Here is a 17,406-nt window from a genome sequence, read left to right as displayed (position 1 = left end):
GAACAATAATGACATCCCAAGACAAGGCCAAATGGCTCAGATTCCTGATTCTCATCCTCGGTGGCGGCACCATCTACAAGCTGGCGAATCTCAAAGACGCCTTCTATATCCCCATGCAGGAATTCATGGGCTTGACCCACACTGAAATCGGCCTGCTGCTGAGCGCCAACGCCATCATCGCCACCGCGCTGTTTGTGGTGGGCGGCATGCTCGCCGACCGGTACGACACGCGCAGGCTGATCCCCATCGGCCTGATCGGTACTGGCAGCCTCGGGCTCTACCTGGCGACCTTTCCGCCCTTCAATAATCTGCTGATCGTGTTCTGCCTGCTGGCCGTATGTGCCGACTGCATTTTCTGGCCTTCGCTGCTCAAGGCCATCCGCAATCTGGGTGACGATCAGGAACAGGGGCGTCTGTTCGGCCTTCTCGAAGGCGGACGTGGCGTCATCGATACCTTGATCGCGTTCGCCGCGCTGGGCGTCTTCGTCGCCATGGGATCCGGTGAAAACGGCCTGAAATCGGCAATCCTCTTCTACTCGGTCATCGACATTCTTGCCGGCGCCCTGACCTGGCTGCTGCTCAAGGGCGGCAGTGCCCAGTCGACCTCCAAGCCGAAGAACGGTTTGGCGAACCTGTTCGAGGCCATCAAGGTGCCGGGTATCTGGCTGGTCAGCCTCAACGTATTCATGGTCTACATCGTGTACTGCGGCCTGACCTATTTCATTCCCTACCTCAAGGACATGTACGAACTGCCCGTGGCCCTGGTGGGCGCCTATGGCATCATCAACCAGTACTTCCTCAAGATCCTCGGTGGCCCCGCCGGCGGTTTCATTGCCGACAAGCAGTTCAAAAGTTCCAGCCGCTATCTGAAATGGGCATTCCTGGCGTTACTGCCGCTGATGGGCGCCATCATGCTCATCCCGAAAAGCCCGGATTTCATCTACGCCGGCATGGCCGCCACCCTCTCCTTCGCGCTGATCGTTTTTTCCATGCGCGGCGTGTTCTGGGCACCCATGGGTGAAGTCGGCATTGCCCCGCACATCACTGGCTCGGCCTTTGGCATAGGTTGCCTGATCGGCTATGCGCCCGGCATGTTTGCCTACGTCATCTATGGCGCAATACTCGACCACTTCCCGGGTCAACAGGGCTACAACTACGTCTTCTCGTTGATGAGTCTGCTGGCCATTCTCGGGTTCATGGTATCCAGCCTGCTGTATCAGGCCGTCCGGAAAAACTCCACGGCCACTGGCAAGGTCAGCACAGCGCAAGCTTGAACTTCGCCAGGACAATCAACCTGACTATCATCCGTGGTGTGTAGTCCATCAGTGAAGCTGTCGGATCGCTATGCAGTGAACTACTGTCAGTCATGGGCATGGCGCCGACAGCCAATCTCCGGATATCCGTCGGGCTGCAGGGTTTCCAGCCGACTTGTCACGATGATCAGGGAACCAGGGCGATGGCAAAAAATGCGAAAGCCGAATCGGAAAACGAGACTCTGATCGCACAGGAGACTGAGGTGTTGGTCGAACCGCCCCCTGTTTCCGGCGTGGTTCGCAATGGCGTCTGGCACACACGGATCTGGGGCCGGGCGCGCAAGCTGAGTCACTCGACCCAGTTTGTGATTGCCGCTGCGGTGATCCTGGGACTGACCATGTTCTTCGTCGGCAATCTGGTTACCGAACGAATAGAAAATGCCGCGGTACAAAGTGCAGCAGAAGCAGGCGCCCAGTACATGGATACCTTTCTGGAGCCCTATGTGCAGGAGATGAGCCGGGACAACGGCCTTTCGGCTGCAAGTGCCCAGTCCCTTGACCGCCTCACCGAAAGCCGTTCGCTTAAACATCACATTGTCTCGGTCAAGATCTGGCGTGCGGATGGCACGGTCATCTACGGCACGAATAAAGCCATCACCAACCGCAAGTTTCCATTGGATGAGATCGCCGAGGCACTCAAGGGCAAAGTAGTCACCGACCTTAAAGACCTGGACGAGGATGAGAACGAGTTCGAGCGCGAACTCAACGTGCCGCTCTATGAGATCTACGCACCCCTGCGGGATTCCAGCTCCGGGAATATCATTGCGGTGGGCGAGTTTTATGAAAAGGCCGATAGCCTCAAGCGCGAGGTCAATCGGGTCCGACAGGAGGTATGGGAGGTCGTTGGCGCCGCGACATTGGCCATGCTGTCGCTGCTTTTCTTCATCGTGCGACGCGGTGACAGGATTATCCAGCAACAACAAGTGGCACTGCACTTGCGGCTGCAGGAGCAAACCCGTTTGCACATCAGCAATGCCGAACTCCAACGCAAGATAGCGACGGCTACCCAGGAATTTTCCCGGGTCAACGAACTCACCTTGCGGCGCATTGGTGCAGACCTGCACGATGGGCCGGCGCAGTTATTGACCTTGATTCTGATCCGGCTCGACGACCTGGCCGAAAACTGCTCCGCAGTCGATCAGGAGTCGATAGAAACCATTCGTGGCGCCGCCACCGACGCGTTGCGGGAGGTCCGCGATTTATCACGGGGCCTGGCACTTCCGGAAATCAATGACGTGAGCCTGGTGGAAGAGTTGCAACTGGTGGCGCAACGGCACGAGCAACGTACCGGCACCAAAGTCACATTAACCCTGGGGCCGCTACCGAAGGCCGCGCCACTGCCGCTCAAACTCTGTTTGTACCGTTTTGTACAAGAAGCTCTCAACAACGCTTACCGTCATGCCGACGGCGAGGGGCAGGTCATCCAGGCACAATATCTTGATGAAGTATTGAACATCAGCGTCAGGGACAGTGGTCCAGGCATGGCGGCGGACGCCATGCTGCAAGAGACATCCGGCAGAACCCGATTGGGGCTCGCCGGTTTGCGTTATCGCGTCGAGTCTCTGGGCGGGTTGTTCAGCATCGACTCCGGCGCCACGGGTACGTCGGTCAATGCACAGTTCAAACTCTAGTCAGGAGCCGCTCCGGGAATCCATTGGTGTTTCCCCTGCGCCGATGTGCAGGCGCCCGACGGCTTCGTGTTCGGTATAACGCCGCAGGGCCGCGACCGCTTCGACACGATTTCGGGCGTGCAGTTTCTGCATCACGCAGCCCATGTGGTGCTTGACGGTTTTTTCGCTGATCAACAGCTTTGACGCAACTTCCCTGTTGGTCAGGCCTTTTGATACTTCACGAATGACCTGCTCCTCGCGATGGGTCAGATCACCCTTGTGAATTTCCGCTTCGTGTTGCTTGCTGTTACTGCGCAGTTTGTTGGCAAACTCGGGGGTGATATACGTCTCACCCTTGGCAACCGATCTGATCGCCAGGACCAGTTCCGGTCCGCTGACACCTTTCAACACATACCCGCTAGCGCCGGCCTCCAGTGCCATGAAGGCGTCATCTTCGGATTCCGAAACCGTCAGCATCAGCACCTTCACATTTGACAGCCGGGTGGAAATGAAGCGCACCGTGGCGAAAACATCGCCCGGCATATTGACGTCCATCAGCATCACATCCGGCCGCACCCTCTGGGCAATATCCCTGGCATCGTCTGCATTGGCGCCCTGCTCCACGACCTGAAGATCCGCCCGTTTCCTCAATGTATTGGCAACACCCTCACGCAACATCGGATGATCGTCGGCAATGCAGATGCGGATGACTGGATTCATGACGCGCTCCCAAAAGGATCAGCACTGGAGTACTCATTGATTAATAGCAGGGAAGCCGGGATAACGCCGGTCACCCGTTGTATGTCCCAGGCTCCAGGCGTTGGGAAATAAGACTTAGGTCGGATGAAAATTCGAGCTTCAACAAGCATTCATCATGACAAGGCTCTGAGATTCACACCCCAACCCATTGTTTTGAAAGACCTTTGAAAACGCCATTGAACGGAGGGGTCCATAAAACCCGGATCCATCATTCATCCGACCAACAGCCGCTCTCCCGCGCCCGGGTACATACAGCCAGAGCACTGAACATTTCTCCGCCGTTTTCGCACCATGAAACGTCACAGCCGCCGCGTGAAACCTTGCGCAAAAATCCGTCATGACATGTTATGACCTCATCCCAAAAAGGCGTTTGGCCCAACAAATACGGCGTTTAAAGGACGAACGGTCGCAAGGCGTCAAGCCCGAGGAATAGCCGGGAGCCTGAAGCCACTACAGGCGAGCCGGGCCGGTGCGTTCGTCGCGGTTTAGTGAACTTCACTTTCAAGGCGTGTCACATGAAGTCCTTGTCAAGCGAACAAAAACAGAGGTACAGCGTTATGAATATGGCCACAATTGTCAGTGCCGTGATTTCCAGTCTCGCCCCAAGTGTCTTTGACCAGAACGGCCTGCAAGAACCCGGCGCGCATGTTTCGGCCGTCGAATACCACTACGGAATGGAAATCGATGTGAAGCGGGTTCTGCAGCGCACCGACACATCCGACAAGACCGGCATGGTACCGGTGACCCTGGTCTACGAAGACAGCGAGGGTGAGGTTCACAAGATCCGTTTCCTCGAATGGGGTGGTAGCCCGGCCAGTCACACGACTGTGGCCTGATCCGCTCGTCGAATGGGTTCTGGCCCTCGCCAGCGCGGCACAGGCCTGAACCCCGACTCGCTCCTGTCGCAGGAACTCGTCCGCCGTCGTGGTACTGATGTTTCTGGAGCAAGCTTTTAGGCACTACCAACTGCACCTGGCACAGCGCCAAAAAGTAAATCCCTCCGCTTTTCCGCTTTTGCGAATTCAGGCAGGGTAATCCAGCCAGGGGCCCGGCTACAGATCACACGGATATGCCGCTATCGGCGGGACGCAGTGATCGGGGACAAGGGGACGCTCTGCGTGACTTTGGCCATCTCGGTGATTTCCACCTTCAACTTATCCTTGCCGAGCAGGTAGTCGGCCAGCTTCTGCGAAAACGGCCAGTAGTTCAGGTTGGCAGTCAGGGTCAGCGGCCCGACGGCGTCGGCCGGCACCAGGAAGGAGAATTCCCGGATATCGTAGCCTTTGGGCAGAATGCGGTTGTCCGATAGAATTTGCGTGGCATTCCAGACCTCGACGTCCAACGGATTGCCGTCCTTGTCGCCTATGTGCACTTTGAAATTTCGTGTGTCGTTCTCGGTCTTGCCATCCTTGATCGAACCCAGTCGATAGAGCTCGCGACCACCGGCATCCTGCACCCGGAAATCGATCCACATCTCCCGTCCCTCCGGAAAGCCAGTCGGCAGCTTGTGTCCGGCGCCGACATTGGAAACCTTGACTGCGACCGAGGTGTATTGCCCGGGAATGATGGTTGCCGGCAGTTGCTCGAACTTTATTTCCGCCGCGCGCCCGAGCATGTTGCGTGCGCGTTGCGCGCCCTCTTCCTGACCGAGATGCTTGAGCATCATCGCGTTGGCTCCGCTGAACCAATGCGAGGAAACCTCCTCGCGGTCTGGCCCCATGATCGCGGCCTTGCCCGCAAAAACCGGCATGTGGCAGCTCTGGCAGGTGACATCGTTAAGGCTGTAGGCGCTCTCCTGCCACTCGTCATAGGTGCGCTCGACCGCCACACTGCTGAACGGGTGCGTAACGTTGTGGCAAGTGCCGCAAAAATCCGAGCGCGTGTGCAGAGCGGAATACACGGTGTCGTGATAAGGCGAAACGGCATCTTTACGCGGGCCGAACTTGGTCGGTTTACCGTGCGCTCGAGGGCTCAGCACATAGGCGCCGTTATCGAGGCCCGTACGGGCGCTGATGTTGTGGCAGGTCTCGCAATCGACCCCGGGCATCGGGTGATTCTTCGCGCTGTCTTCAATCGAGGAGCGATTGACTTCCGAATTGATCTGCCCGGTCGTGAGACCGATCGGGGTATGGCAGCCGGTGCAGAAGTTGTCGACCTTGCCCTCGGTGGCCGAACTCGCGCGCTTGAGCAAGGCCCGATAAACAGGCTCATCCCAGGCCTGGGACATCATCGACGAGCGCCACTGCCTGTAGATCTCCGTATGGCAAGCGCCACAGACCTGGGCATTGTCGAAGTCCTTCACATTCAAGACCAGGTTGCCGGGGGTGTTGGCCCGATGCGGAAAGAACGGCATCCCGCCAGTCACATGCATGAGCCTGGAGCGTGCCGGCTCCAGCCACTTCTCATTAGCTTGATTGTCATTGCCCTGAGGTTCGTCGGCTGCCACCAGCGTTACCATCAGCAGGCAAACCAGAAAACACAAAAGTCGGCGAGCGAAAGGTCCGAACAGCAGGAAAAACGGTATGAACAATGTCGCCAGGGAAATATTCAAATCGACAATGGCCAGCTTGACGGCTGTCGGTACATTGAACAGCGCCGTGTAAGCGCCGGCGCAGATCGTCCATAGAATGATCAGTACCGAAAACCCGTGCAGCGCTACCTGCGCACACGTATATCTGGAGTGGCTCATTGGCATTTCCCCTGGACGGTCGCAGAGGATGACTGCAGCACTTCTATTGAGTAGCCAGGGGTATTTCGTGATGCAAACCGATGGTTACATGCGATCACTCAATGGAGTACTGACAGCTCCACAGCTTCCCGACTTTGCACCTTTCATGAATGGGATAGGCTCACTCAGCAATTACTCTGCCACCCTTGCAGCAATATATGTGCGATGACCTGAGTGCCCAGCAAACATTGGCCGGATATTGAAATATTGTGCGAATGAAGGCGCGAATACTGCTGAGCAATAGCACCCATTAGTGGGGGGAGTTCACTCCGAAATCGGGGGGACCACTCGCTTTACTTGATACAACTTACTCTCTGTCTTTCGTCGTCCGGATGAGATTACCCCGCAACTTCACAATTGCCTTCTGCATTTGCACGAAATCGTCGGGATCAAGACCGGTTTGCGGGAAGCCGTCTTCGGAGAGGTCTTCACGCAGTTTTCGCCCCTCTTTTGTGAGATTGATCCGCACTTGGCGTTCATCTTCCGGGTCGCGCTGGCGTAGCAGATAACCCATCGCTTCCAGCTTCTTCAGAATCGGCGTGAGGGTATTGGATTCAAGAAACAGCTTTTCGCCGAGACTGCCAACGGTCTGGTTATCTTCCTCCCACAATGCAACCAGGGTGATGTATTGCGTATAGGTCAGGCCGAGCCGCTCAAGCATCGGCTTGTAGGCCTTGCCGAACGCCAGGTTGGTGGAATAGACCGCAAAACACAGGAAGTCGGAGAGTTTGAGATCCAGGGCGGATAGCTTGCCGGTGTTTTTCATGGGGGGTTCCCTTGGGTCAATCTTGCGAGACCGAGACTATACATCGTACGCGATGGTATCGGAAATGCGTATAAACACCGAAGGCCGGTTCACCGGGGAAATCCCCGGTGAGCCAGCCTTCGCGTGGGTCATGCCGTCAGGACATTGATGTCGACATCAATGTTGCCGCGTGTGGCCTTGGAGTACGGGCAGATTGCATCGGCTTTGTGGGCCAGTTCAGTCGCCACCCCGTGATCCAGCCCCGGTACGCGCAACGTCAGCCGCGCCTGGAGAAAGTACGCCGCGCCGGTCTGGCCCAGATCGACCTCAATGTCGACGGCAGTGTCGGCCGGCAGTGTCACTTTCGACTGTTGGGCGGCGAGCCCCACCGCTGCGATGTAGCAGGCCGACCACGCTCCGGCGAACAGTTGCTCGGCTTTCGGGTGCGGCTGAACGGCGGTGAGCACGTGTGCCGGTGTTTCGCTGCCAGGGGACGACAGTACAATGTCGAGGTTGCCATTATGGCCGCGGGACGTGTTGCCTGCGCTGTTGTGAGTGGTGTGGGTTTTGCCGCTGGCCAGTACTTTTTCGATCTTGCTCATGATGATTTCCTCAGGATTACAGTCAGTTATATTCGTATGCGCTTGTATCGTATGCGATATTTGTAATGCGCCAAGCATCACGCCGTAATAACGTTCAGGGCAACGTCAATATTGCCGCGTGTGGCTTTGGAGTAAGGGCAGATGGAGTCGGCGATATGCGCCAGTTCGGTCGCGACCTCGTGTGCCAGACCTGGCACGCGCAGTGTCAGTCGGGCCTGAAGGAAATACGCCGGACCAGTCTGGCCCAGGTCCACTTCAATGTCGACGGCCATGTCCGACGGCAACACGATATTGCGTTCCTGGGCCACCAGCCCCACTGCCGCGGTGTAGCAGGCCGACCAGGCCCCGGCAAACAGTTGCTCGGCTTTCGGGTGTGGCTGGACGGCGGTAAAGACGTGGGCCGGCTGGGCGGAACCGGGCGACGACAGCTCGATATCCAGGTTGCCGTTGTGACCACCGACACGGCTGTGAGTGGTGTGGGTTTTGCCGGTAGCCAGTACTTTTTCGATTTTGCTCATGGGGATTTCCTCAGGGCTTAATGTTTCGTACGATTTTATCGTGTGCGATGTATGTGATATTAAAAAACACAACGTCCATCAATTCGCGTGTGCAATGATCCAGTTGTTGCCGTTGTGGCCATGGGAAGCTTGAGCGGTGGAGCTGATCATTTTGCGGCTGCTTCCGGTGTTCATGGCTGAATCTCCAAACGGCAAGGACTGTCGTTGATTGTAATCGCATTCGACTAGATCGCATGCGATGGATGAATACTCAACCAAAGTCCCAATGATGTCAAAGCTTATTTTTTTGCTTGGCGATGAGCGGTAGGTTCAAGGCCGACCTTGCTACCCTCCCCTCGCCGAACGGTTGATTGCCAGCTTTCGTTCGGCGGCACAGGAACTGAGCTCGTCCCAGAGCACGCTGACAGACATAAAAAAACCGGCCAATCGAGCCGGTTTTCTTTGACCTCCCAATACCCACACGCACAAAAAACCCCCTCGCAAGGGGGTAATGCTGTAGGAGCGAGCTTGCTCGCGATGGTCGTTAACGATGCCGCGTGTTTACTGGCTAAACACAGCGCTCTTTAGTCCATCGCGAGCAAGCTCGCTCCTACAGGAGGGAGGTCTGATGTTTGTAAGGTGCAGAGGGTTTTACCCGATCAGCTCACCGCGCAGGAATTCCAGCGAACATCCAGGTGGTCTCTTCAACAGGCGCTGCCGCATTGCGTTTACGGGCCCACTGAGTCAACGCCACCATCATCGCAAAGCCGAGCACGATCAACACCGGATAAGCCATCAGCAGTTCGGTGAGCGAATATTTCCAGGCCAGCGGTCGTCCGACACCGAGCATGGCGGCATACAGCCAGGACACGCCCGACAGTGCACCAGAGAACAAGGCAAACATTCGTACATTGATCTGCAGATCAAGCAACGATCCGGCCTTCAGCATTGCCGGCAATACATAGCGGTGCAACAACATGCCGTTGAATGTCAGCAGCAAAACTATAATGACTTTGGCTTGAAGTTTCGGATTGGCGAAATAGGTCATTCCTTTATCAAGATAATCAATGCCAATAATCGCAGCGCCGGTCACCCACAAGAATATCAGCGCATTGGAAACAGACTTCTGAAGACTGGCCATATGATCATTGTCGTGCCCCGACGACACGCGACCGTTCAATAAGTCCTTGACCATTGCGGCATCGCTGGCAAACACCAGACCAATGGCTACGCAGCAAGCCAACAGGTGAACGTAAACAACTCCTAAACGTAAAAACTCCATGGATTCTTTCTGGCCGAACAGGCCGATAATTGTATTAATATCCACGATTACATCTCCACTTATTGCGGCAGTGCAAATTGACCATGTTCCAGGCTCGCGAGTTAATTAATTAATCGCGCCGACAGGATCAAGTTTGCAATGATTAAAGCAACTGAATAATTTGGGATTACAAGAGAGAGCGACTCGCCCAGCGAGTCAGTGATGACGGCATAATATCACTCCAGGTCTCAGGTAAAAAAAATCCCCATGTGCATTCCATTCGATGCAGATGAGGTATTCGTCCATTATTTTTCTAGTGAGTGCAACGCGAAATCTCGAAGGATCCGCCTGCTGGAGCATAGGAGCGTTGCATTTCCCGATCGTTCATTTTTCGAGCAAAACGCTCGACAAACGGTACTGAATCCAGCGCCCGGAAGTACCTCTCACCTTCGCTGAAACCCGCGTAGCTATGCGGCTGAATCGTTTCCGAAACCACTCCTGAAAAAAACCGCCATCGAGTCACATTTATATCGCCTGACCCGACCGATGGTGAAAATTGTCGACAGGTCGTCGCCCGGAAAAAGCGGGATCCGGCTTCCGTGCAAGCGAAGACTCGTAGCAATCCCGGAACGGGCTCAAGCCAGCAATCGGGAGATCCACCGGGCCTGGCGCGCGATGTCCTGCACCTTGTCCTCGGGCACAGCCTGACGCGCCCGGGCAAAGTGGGCCAGGGTCTTCTGCTTCTGGCGCAGCTTGCGTTGCCACTTGATCAGGAACGCGGGGCTGCGGGCCTGCATCTGCAACGGGCCGAAGTACAGCTCCTCGGCGGTATACATCACTGGCGCGGCGCGCTCGGCGACGATGATTTCGTAGTCGAAACGATTTTCCCGCAGCACTTCTTCGCAGAGGATGCGATAGCCATTTTCCATCAGCCATTGGCGCAGTGGCTGCTCGCCGCCGTTGGGTTGCAGGATCAGGCGCTCCTGACCGCTCAGGCAAACCTTGCCGCTGTCGAGGATGTCGCGGATCGTTTCGCCGCCCATACCGCAGATGCTGATCGCCGTAATCCCGTCTCCCGGCTCGATAGCCGCCAGGCCGGTGGCCAGGCGCACGGTGATCTGCAGGTCCAGGTCATTCTCGCGCACGGTGCGTTCGGCCGAACGGAATGGCGTCAACGCCACCTCGCCGGCCACCGCTGCGGTGATAGCGCCCCGACGCACCAATGCCACCGGCAAGTAGCCGTGATCCGAGCCGATATCGGCCAGGCGCGCACCAGCTGGCACATGTGCCGCCACGCGTTCCAGGCGCATGGACAATGTCTGTTCGTTCAACTTCGGCCCCTTTTCACCAGCAACGTCCGGCGCCTCTGGCCGGATCGGGGCGTGATTCTGTCACGCAATCACTCGCGCATACACCGATCTGTCGACGTTTCCGCCGGACAGGATCACCCCCACCCTTTTCCCCGCCATGTCTTCACGCTCGGCAATGAGCGCTGCCAGCGCCGCCGCACCGGCCCCTTCGGCCAGGTTGTGGGTATCGGTGTAATACACGCGCATGGCCTCGGCAATCTGCGCATCACTGACCGCTACAATCCGCGCCGCACCTGCCGCATACACGGCAAAAGCTTCTGGCACTGGCTTGCGTACGGCCAGACCGTCGGCAAAGGTGGTTGCCGAGGCGGTTTCGCATATGACTCCGCTATTAAACGATAACTGTGCGGCCGCCGCTTCTGTGGACACCACGCCCACCACCCGGGTTTGCAGGCCCAGCGCATCGCGGGCGGCGATCACCCCACTGATCCCCGATCCACAGCCAATCGGTACATACACGGTATCCAGGTCAGGCGCAGCATTGAACAACTCCAGCGCATAAGTGGCGACGCCTTTGACCAACTCCGGGTGAAACGGCGGAACCAGGAACAGGCCATGCGCGCGCGCAAGGCGTGCAGCTTCCTCACGGGCTTCATCGAAGTCGCGGCCATACTCGACCACTTCAGCGCCAAAGCCGCGCATGGCGTTGTTCTTTTCTACCGAGTTACCTTCCGGCACCACGATCAATGCCTGCAAGCCCAGTGCGCCCGCCGCCAGCGCCAGGCTCTGGCCATGGTTGCCGCGGGTAGCGCTGACAATCCCCTTCGCTTCCGGGTGTTCGCGCTTGAGCCAGTGCATGAAGGTGATGCCGCCGCGCACTTTGAAAGCGCCGGTAGGCGTATGATTTTCGTGCTTGACCCACACCGTGCAACCCAACCGTCGGGCCAGCAAGGGCCAAGGGTACTGGGCGGTGGCAGGCATTACCTGGTAGACGTTGCGGGCAGCCTGTTCGATATCGTCGCGAGTCAATTTGTGCATGAGTTGTCCCCCTGAGATTTTGCCCAGTCTGCACATGGGCACCGTCTTGCGGCTTTCAGAAAACTGACCTGACTTTTACGCCTCACCTTCACTACTATGGTGTTCATGAGTCATCGAAACCGTCTGCCGCCACCGCTCCCGTCCGAACCGATCCGCCGTATCGAGGCAGGCCCCTGGGCGATCGAATTGCTGCCTGGGCGCGCCTACGCCACCCGGTATGTAGCGACCCAGGCGGGCATCGGTTTTGCCTTCGACAGCCAGCGCGGCCTGCACGCTATCGGCAGCGACCGGGTACAACCCTTCGCTGCCATGCCCAACGGCCTGGCGTTCATCCCCGCCGGATGCGACGTGCTGTCCGAATCAGCCAAGGGCGGTGAATATCTGCGGGTGATACGCACCGACGGCATTGCGTTGGTGGGGGATCGAGCCTTCAACAATCGCATCGATCCGCAAGCCACTGTCCTCGCGCGGCGAATGCGCGCCGCGCTGTTGCAGGCCTCCGTGGACGACGATTGGGAGGCCTGGGCACTCGCCTTGTCCGAGCGGGCGACGGGTAGCGAAGCCCTGTCGACAGCGCCCCATGGCTCGATAACCGGCCAGCGGATGCGCTTGCTCGATGAGTTCATCGATGCCGGCCTCGATGGCCCGTTGAGCGTATCGACAATGGCGGGCCTGCTTGGATTGTCCGAAGGCTATTTCATGCGGGCATTCAAAAACGCCACAGGCAAAAGCCCGCACGCTTACCTGATCGACCGACGCCTGGCCAAGGCCCGAGCCCTGATGCTCGACTCAACGGCTACGCTGACGGAAATCGCCTACGCCTGCGGTTTCAACTCCCAGGCGCACATGGCGACCACCTTCAGGCAACGCCTTGGCGTGAGTCCGGCGCAACTGCGTCATCACACCCGCTCCTAGCCGGAGATCGTTTGGGCAGGAATACCTCGGCCAGCATGCAGCGTGCACTGCCGCCGCCAATGCGCTCGATGGTGTCGATGTTCACCGGCAACGGCGTGGTGTGAGTTTCGATCAAGCGACGCTGACCGGCGTCCAGCGATTGCCAGGCGGTGCGCGACATCACCAGCAGCGGCTCGCCCGCTGCGTTGTGCACTTGCAGCATGTTGCCGGCAAAGGACTCCAGCTGTGCCCAGTTCAGGGCCACGACCTGTTTGCCACTGGATTCGAGCCGTTCACGCAGCGCCGCACGTTCACCTGGTTGAGGCACGGATGCCAGGCACGCCACCGCCAGGCGGGTGCCGACACTCATCATCACATTGGTGTGATAAATCGCCACGCCCTGGCGGTCCACCGCGTTGAACGCACACAGCTCATAGCCCAAATGGCTGACCAACTGATCCAGGGCCTGGGCGTGGGTGCGCGTGGAATACCCGGCGTAGCAAATCCGTTGTTGCCGATCCAGCACCATGCTGCCGGTGCCCTCGAGGAAAATCTCCTGCTCTTCGAGGCTGGACAGGTCCAGCACCTGCTCGACCCGGTATTCGCCCAGCAACCCGTCGAGTACACCTTTGTCCCGCTCCAGGCGCCGGTTGTGGCCCTGCATCGGGTACAACACCAAGGTGCCGTCCGGGTGGGTGCTCCACCAGTTGTTGGGGAAGATCGAGTCCGGGGTATGCGGCGCTTCGCGATCGTTATGCACCAGGACCTCGACGCCGTGCCGACGCAACGTGGCGACATAGCCATCGAACTCGGCAAGGGCCTTGAGTTGTACGTCTTCGGCTATGGCTGCCGGACGCTGGAAACGGTTGTTCGCCGCCGTGTCCTGATTGAAGGAGAAACGTGTCGGGCGAATCATTAATACCGTGTTGGTGGTTTGCATGGGCACAGACTCATGAGGGTCGAGAGGGGCTCATTGTCTGTTTCGAGGCGGGAAAATCCCGGTTGATAATGGCTGTCGGGGTGATGAAAACGGCTGAAGATTTCGGGCTGTCCAGCCGATTCGGTGAGGCCGCGAAGGTGGCCTGGTAGTCCTTTCAGGTGTACATATCCATTACTGCGGTAACGGCCGCTAACGGTTCCGCCCTTATGGCGGGTTACTTGGAAGAGCGGAGCGCCGCCCGGCCCCAAGTAACCAAGGGCTCTTGCCCCTTTCGTTCGGTGCCTCGCCAAGGCTCGGCATTCCCTCGCTCCGGTCCTGCTCCGTGGGCCCACCGCGATCGGCCATCCATGGCCGTACGCGGCTAACCCGGCATCCATGCCGGGTTGCCCACTGTGCAGAACCGGAACGAAGCCTCTCGAGGGGGCAAGCAGATCAAAAGCCAAAGCCAAAGCGAAGCGGCCTGCTCGCCGGCCTTTTCGCGAGCGGGCTTGCTCCCACAGAAGAGCAGAGCAAAAGCAGATCGGCGAACACCGGCTCTGCTCCTCACCACTCAACAGGCCGAGCGTTAGCTCGCCTGCAGCTTTTGATCCACCCGCCCCCTCGGCAGGCTGAGCGGAGGTGTTCATCCGGGGATAGGCGCGCAGCGCCGTGCGGCGAAGCCGCACACATTGCAGGGAGGTGCAGCGAAGCAAACCGTAGAGCAATGCCCCCGGATGAATGCCGGAGCGAAGGAACCCCGAGCCCTGGCGAGGGGCCGTACGTAAGGGGCGAGACCTTTTGGTTCCTTTTGGGGCGTTTGCCAAAAGGGACCCGCCGTAAGGGCGGAACCATAAGCCGCCGTTACCGAAAAATCGGATATGTACACCGACAACAAAAGACAGGCTGGCCATCAGGCCGCCTTCGCGAGCAAGCCTGCTTGCGATGGCGGCGTGTCGCAGGCAGCGATTTCTGATCTTACTCCATCGTGGTCTTGACCATCGCCAGCTCCGGGTGGCTGACCAGTTTGTCGATGTGCAGATCCGGGTCGTCAAACCAGACTTCGGTCAACACCCGGTAATGCTCCATGTCTCGGCAGCGCATGCGCAGGCTGTAGTCGAACGCGCCACTGATCAGGCGACATTCCAGCACCTGCGGGCAGGCGCGGACCTTGGCCTCGAAGGCCTTTTGCGCCGCGCGTCCACTCTGGTTCGACAACGCCACCAGCACCAGCAACGACAAACCCGGCGTCAGTTTCTTCTCGTCGAGAATCGCGCCATAGCCGCGAATGACCCCGAGCTGCTCCAGCTTGCGTACCCGTTCCAGACAAGGCCTGGGCGTCAGGTGCACGCGCTCGGAAAGCTTTTGATAAGTGATGCGCCCTTCGTGGCGCAACACTTCAATGATTGCCTGATCGATACGATCAAGCACAATCGACAGATCGCGGATATCCGCCATGTACGCGTTGCCTCACTTCAAACGACCCGATAGAAATTGCTGCAAACGTTCACTGTTTGGCCGGTCGAGTATCGTAGCATCACCCTGCTCCTCGACCCGCCCCTGATGCAGGAACAACACCTGGCTGGAAACCTGCCGGGCAAAGCCCATTTCGTGGGTCACCATCAGCATGGTCCGGCCTTCTTCGGCCAGTGCCTGGATCACCTTCAGGACTTCACCCACCAGTTCCGGGTCAAGCGCCGAGGTGGGCTCGTCGAACAACAGGATTTCCGGTTCCACCGCCAGGGCACGGGCAATCGCCACCCGCTGTTGCTGCCCGCCCGACAGAAACGCCGGGTACTGATCGGCCACCCGTTGCGGCAGCCCGACCTTGTCCAGATACGCTCGTGCGCTGTCTTCAGCGGCCTTGCGGCTCATGCCCAGGACTCGACACGGCGCCAGCACGATGTTCTCCAGCACGGTCAGGTGACTCCACAGGTTGAAATGCTGGAACACCATCGCCAGTCGCGTGCGCAAACGCTGCAACTGTTTCGGGTTGGCCACGCGCATGCCACCGACGCCCTGACGGGTGAGGACTCGCTCGCCATCCAGGGCAATGGCACCTTCGTCCGCCCGTTCCAGGAAGTTGATGCAGCGCAACATGGTGCTCTTACCCGAACCGCTGGCGCCGATCATGCTCACCACGTCCCCTGCCCGTGCGTTCAACGAGACGCCCTTGAGCACTTCGTTGTCACCAAAACGTTTATACAGATTTTCAACCGTGAGTTTGTACATGCGAATACTCCTGGAACGGCACGTTGATCGGCGCCGCTCTGGATTAAAAATGGAAGTCAGTGAGTCGGGCCGAGAAAGCTCAGCCAGCGTTTCTCCGCCAGCCTGAATGCCCCGACCAGCCCGAACGACAGCGCGAGGTACAGCAGACCGGCGATGCCGAATGCCTGGAACGTCATGAAGGTCGCCGCATTGGCGTCCCGGGCGATTTTCAGGATGTCCGGAATCGTTGCGGTAAATGCCACCGAAGTTGCGTGCAGCATCAGGATCACTTCGTTGCTGTAGTACGGCAGCGCGCGGCGCAGCGCCGAAGGCAGGATCAGTTGCAGATACAGGCGCCAGCCACTCAGGCCATAGGCATGGGCCGCTTCGATTTCGCCGTAGGGAATACTGCGGATCGCCCCGGCGAAAATCTCCACGGTGTAAGCGCAGGTGTTGAGGGTGAACGCCAGCAAGGTGCAATTCATTGCGTCGCGGAAAAACGCTTCGAGCAATGGCTGCGAACGGACCACGGCAATGCCGTAGATCCCGCTGTAGCAAATCAGCAACTGGATATACAGCGGTGTGCCGCGAAACACGTAGGTGAATAGCTGGACCGGCCAACGCAAAACACCCCAGCGCGACACGCGCAAGATCGCCAGGGGCAGCGACAGCACGAAGCCCATGGCAATGCTCGCCACCAGTAACCACAGGGTCATCGCCAGTCCGGTGAAGCTTTCGCCGTCGCTGAACAGGAAGGGTCTCCAGTATTCGGCAATCAATTCGATCATCGTGCCATCCCCCGCACACCCTGGTTGTAGCGCCGTTCCAGCACGCGCAATACGTAGTTCGAAGCGCTGGTGATCAGCAGGTAAAGCGCTGCGGCCAGCAGCAGAAAATCGAGCATGTTGAACGTACTTTTACCCGCCTCTTGCGCGACCTTGACCAGGTCCGACAAACCGATGATCGATACCAGCGCCGTGGCCTTGAGCAGCACCAGCCAGTTGTTGCCAAGGCTCGGCAAGGCGAAACGCATCATTTGCGGGAACACCACGAAACGAAAGCGCTGCCAACGGTTCAGGCCAAAGCACGCCGCGGCCTCCTGTTGCCCGCGTGGCACACTCAGAATCGCCCCGCGAAAGGTCTCGGTGAAATACGCACCGTATATGAAGCCAAGGGTGACGATGCCGGCCACGAACGGATCGATTTCCATGTACGCCCAACCCATGGCCTCGGTCAGGGCGCTGAGCCAGCCTTGCAGGCTGTAGAAAATCAGCAGCATCAACACCAGGTCAGGCACGCCACGGATCAGTGTCGTGTAAAAGGTCGCCGGCAGATTGAACAGCTTCAGCGGCGACAGCTTTGCCGCCGCGCCGAGCAGCCCCAGCGCCATGCTCACCACAAGCGCGAGCGCCGACAGTTTGAGGGTGACCCAGGTACCGTGCAGCAACAAAGGGCCATAGCCTTGCAGGGCCGAAAGGTCGAGCCCAGGGATATTCAGGAAGGAATTCACGCCAGTCACCTG

17 protein-coding genes are annotated in these 17,406 nt (G+C 58.3%); 4 read left to right on the top strand and 13 right to left on the bottom strand.

Annotated elements, in window-relative coordinates; genetic code table 11:
• Positions 1–8 precede the first annotated feature (8 nt).
• Both ACEN8Q_RS06130 and ACEN8Q_RS06125 read left to right on the top strand, forming a co-directional pair.
• Positions 9–1,274: an MFS transporter gene (locus tag ACEN8Q_RS06130; RefSeq protein ID WP_413704738.1), complete on the top strand. Its 1,266-nt coding sequence runs from the start codon at positions 9–11 to the stop codon at positions 1,272–1,274.
• Positions 1,275–1,456: 182 nt separating this feature from the next.
• Positions 1,457–2,944 (top strand): sensor histidine kinase, encoded by a 1,488-nt coding sequence (locus ACEN8Q_RS06125; RefSeq protein ID WP_413705470.1) that lies wholly within the window; start codon positions 1,457–1,459, stop codon positions 2,942–2,944.
• Here ACEN8Q_RS06125 and ACEN8Q_RS06120 read toward each other — a convergent pair whose 3' ends face one another.
• A complete protein-coding gene (locus ACEN8Q_RS06120) occupies positions 2,945–3,643 on the bottom strand; it encodes a response regulator (protein ID WP_413428013.1) in 699 nt (232 codons plus the stop codon). It abuts the gene before it with no gap.
• A gap of 596 nt (positions 3,644–4,239) precedes the next feature.
• Here ACEN8Q_RS06120 and ACEN8Q_RS06115 point away from each other — a divergent pair.
• Complete coding sequence (locus ACEN8Q_RS06115; RefSeq protein ID WP_413428012.1) at positions 4,240–4,518, top strand: DUF2790 domain-containing protein; 279 nt, start codon at positions 4,240–4,242, stop codon at positions 4,516–4,518.
• A 239-nt stretch (positions 4,519–4,757) separates the two neighbouring features.
• On the opposite strand, the gene ACEN8Q_RS06110 is transcribed toward ACEN8Q_RS06115, so the two are convergent.
• From ACEN8Q_RS06110 to ACEN8Q_RS06080, 7 genes are all read right to left on the bottom strand, one after another.
• Positions 4,758–6,371 carry a multiheme c-type cytochrome gene (locus tag ACEN8Q_RS06110; RefSeq protein ID WP_413428011.1) on the bottom strand — a complete coding sequence of 538 codons (1,614 nt, stop codon included), beginning with the start codon at positions 6,369–6,371 and terminating at the stop codon, positions 4,758–4,760.
• Positions 6,372–6,717: 346 nt separating this feature from the next.
• Positions 6,718–7,176 (bottom strand): MarR family winged helix-turn-helix transcriptional regulator, encoded by a 459-nt coding sequence (locus tag ACEN8Q_RS06105; protein ID WP_413428010.1) that lies wholly within the window; start codon positions 7,174–7,176, stop codon positions 6,718–6,720.
• A gap of 128 nt (positions 7,177–7,304) precedes the next feature.
• Positions 7,305–7,757, bottom strand: coding sequence for an Ohr family peroxiredoxin (locus ACEN8Q_RS06100; protein WP_413704737.1), 453 nt, complete (start codon positions 7,755–7,757; stop codon positions 7,305–7,307).
• A 77-nt stretch (positions 7,758–7,834) separates the two neighbouring features.
• The gene (locus tag ACEN8Q_RS06095; protein WP_413704736.1) at positions 7,835–8,275 is read right to left on the bottom strand and encodes an Ohr family peroxiredoxin; all 441 of its coding nucleotides are present in this window, start codon (positions 8,273–8,275) and stop codon (positions 7,835–7,837) included.
• A 643-nt stretch (positions 8,276–8,918) separates the two neighbouring features.
• Positions 8,919–9,536, bottom strand: a complete 618-nt coding sequence (locus ACEN8Q_RS06090) for a hypothetical protein (RefSeq protein WP_413428021.1) — start codon at positions 9,534–9,536, stop codon at positions 8,919–8,921.
• A gap of 614 nt (positions 9,537–10,150) precedes the next feature.
• Positions 10,151–10,846 (bottom strand): tRNA (adenine(22)-N(1))-methyltransferase, encoded by a 696-nt coding sequence (locus ACEN8Q_RS06085; protein ID WP_413704735.1) that lies wholly within the window; start codon positions 10,844–10,846, stop codon positions 10,151–10,153.
• Positions 10,847–10,906: 60 nt separating this feature from the next.
• Positions 10,907–11,863 carry a threonine dehydratase gene (locus tag ACEN8Q_RS06080; RefSeq protein ID WP_413428006.1) on the bottom strand — a complete coding sequence of 319 codons (957 nt, stop codon included), beginning with the start codon at positions 11,861–11,863 and terminating at the stop codon, positions 10,907–10,909.
• A 96-nt stretch (positions 11,864–11,959) separates the two neighbouring features.
• Here ACEN8Q_RS06080 and ACEN8Q_RS06075 point away from each other — a divergent pair, with 96 nt between their 5' ends.
• On the top strand, positions 11,960–12,778 hold the full coding sequence (locus ACEN8Q_RS06075; protein ID WP_413428005.1) for a helix-turn-helix transcriptional regulator: 819 nt from the start codon (positions 11,960–11,962) through the stop codon (positions 12,776–12,778).
• On the opposite strand, the gene ctlX is transcribed toward ACEN8Q_RS06075, so the two are convergent.
• The 5 genes from ctlX to ACEN8Q_RS06050 form a co-directional block, all read right to left on the bottom strand.
• Positions 12,723–13,697 (bottom strand): citrulline utilization hydrolase CtlX, encoded by a 975-nt coding sequence (gene ctlX / locus ACEN8Q_RS06070; RefSeq protein ID WP_413428004.1) that lies wholly within the window; start codon positions 13,695–13,697, stop codon positions 12,723–12,725. The two genes, ACEN8Q_RS06075 and ctlX, sit on opposite strands and share 56 nt — an antisense overlap.
• 954 nt (positions 13,698–14,651) lie before the next feature.
• Complete coding sequence (locus ACEN8Q_RS06065; protein ID WP_007974731.1) at positions 14,652–15,131, bottom strand: Lrp/AsnC family transcriptional regulator; 480 nt, start codon at positions 15,129–15,131, stop codon at positions 14,652–14,654.
• 12 nt (positions 15,132–15,143) lie between these two features.
• On the bottom strand, positions 15,144–15,905 hold the full coding sequence (locus ACEN8Q_RS06060; RefSeq protein WP_085715083.1) for an ABC transporter ATP-binding protein: 762 nt from the start codon (positions 15,903–15,905) through the stop codon (positions 15,144–15,146).
• Positions 15,906–15,961: 56 nt separating this feature from the next.
• Positions 15,962–16,672: an ABC transporter permease gene (locus ACEN8Q_RS06055; RefSeq protein ID WP_057399569.1), complete on the bottom strand. Its 711-nt coding sequence runs from the start codon at positions 16,670–16,672 to the stop codon at positions 15,962–15,964.
• Entirely contained in the window at positions 16,669–17,394 is a 726-nt protein-coding gene (locus ACEN8Q_RS06050; RefSeq protein ID WP_413428537.1) for an ABC transporter permease, read from the bottom strand. Before ACEN8Q_RS06050 ends, ACEN8Q_RS06055 begins: the two co-directional genes overlap by 4 nt.
• Between the last annotated feature and the right edge of the window lie 12 nt (positions 17,395–17,406).

The sequence above is a fragment of the Pseudomonas sp. Pseusp16 genome (assembly GCF_047324915.1).
In the GTDB taxonomy this organism is placed as follows: Bacteria; Pseudomonadota; Gammaproteobacteria; order Pseudomonadales; family Pseudomonadaceae; genus Aquipseudomonas; species Aquipseudomonas fluorescens_CD.
This window is presented reverse-complemented; position numbering and strand designations above follow the sequence as displayed.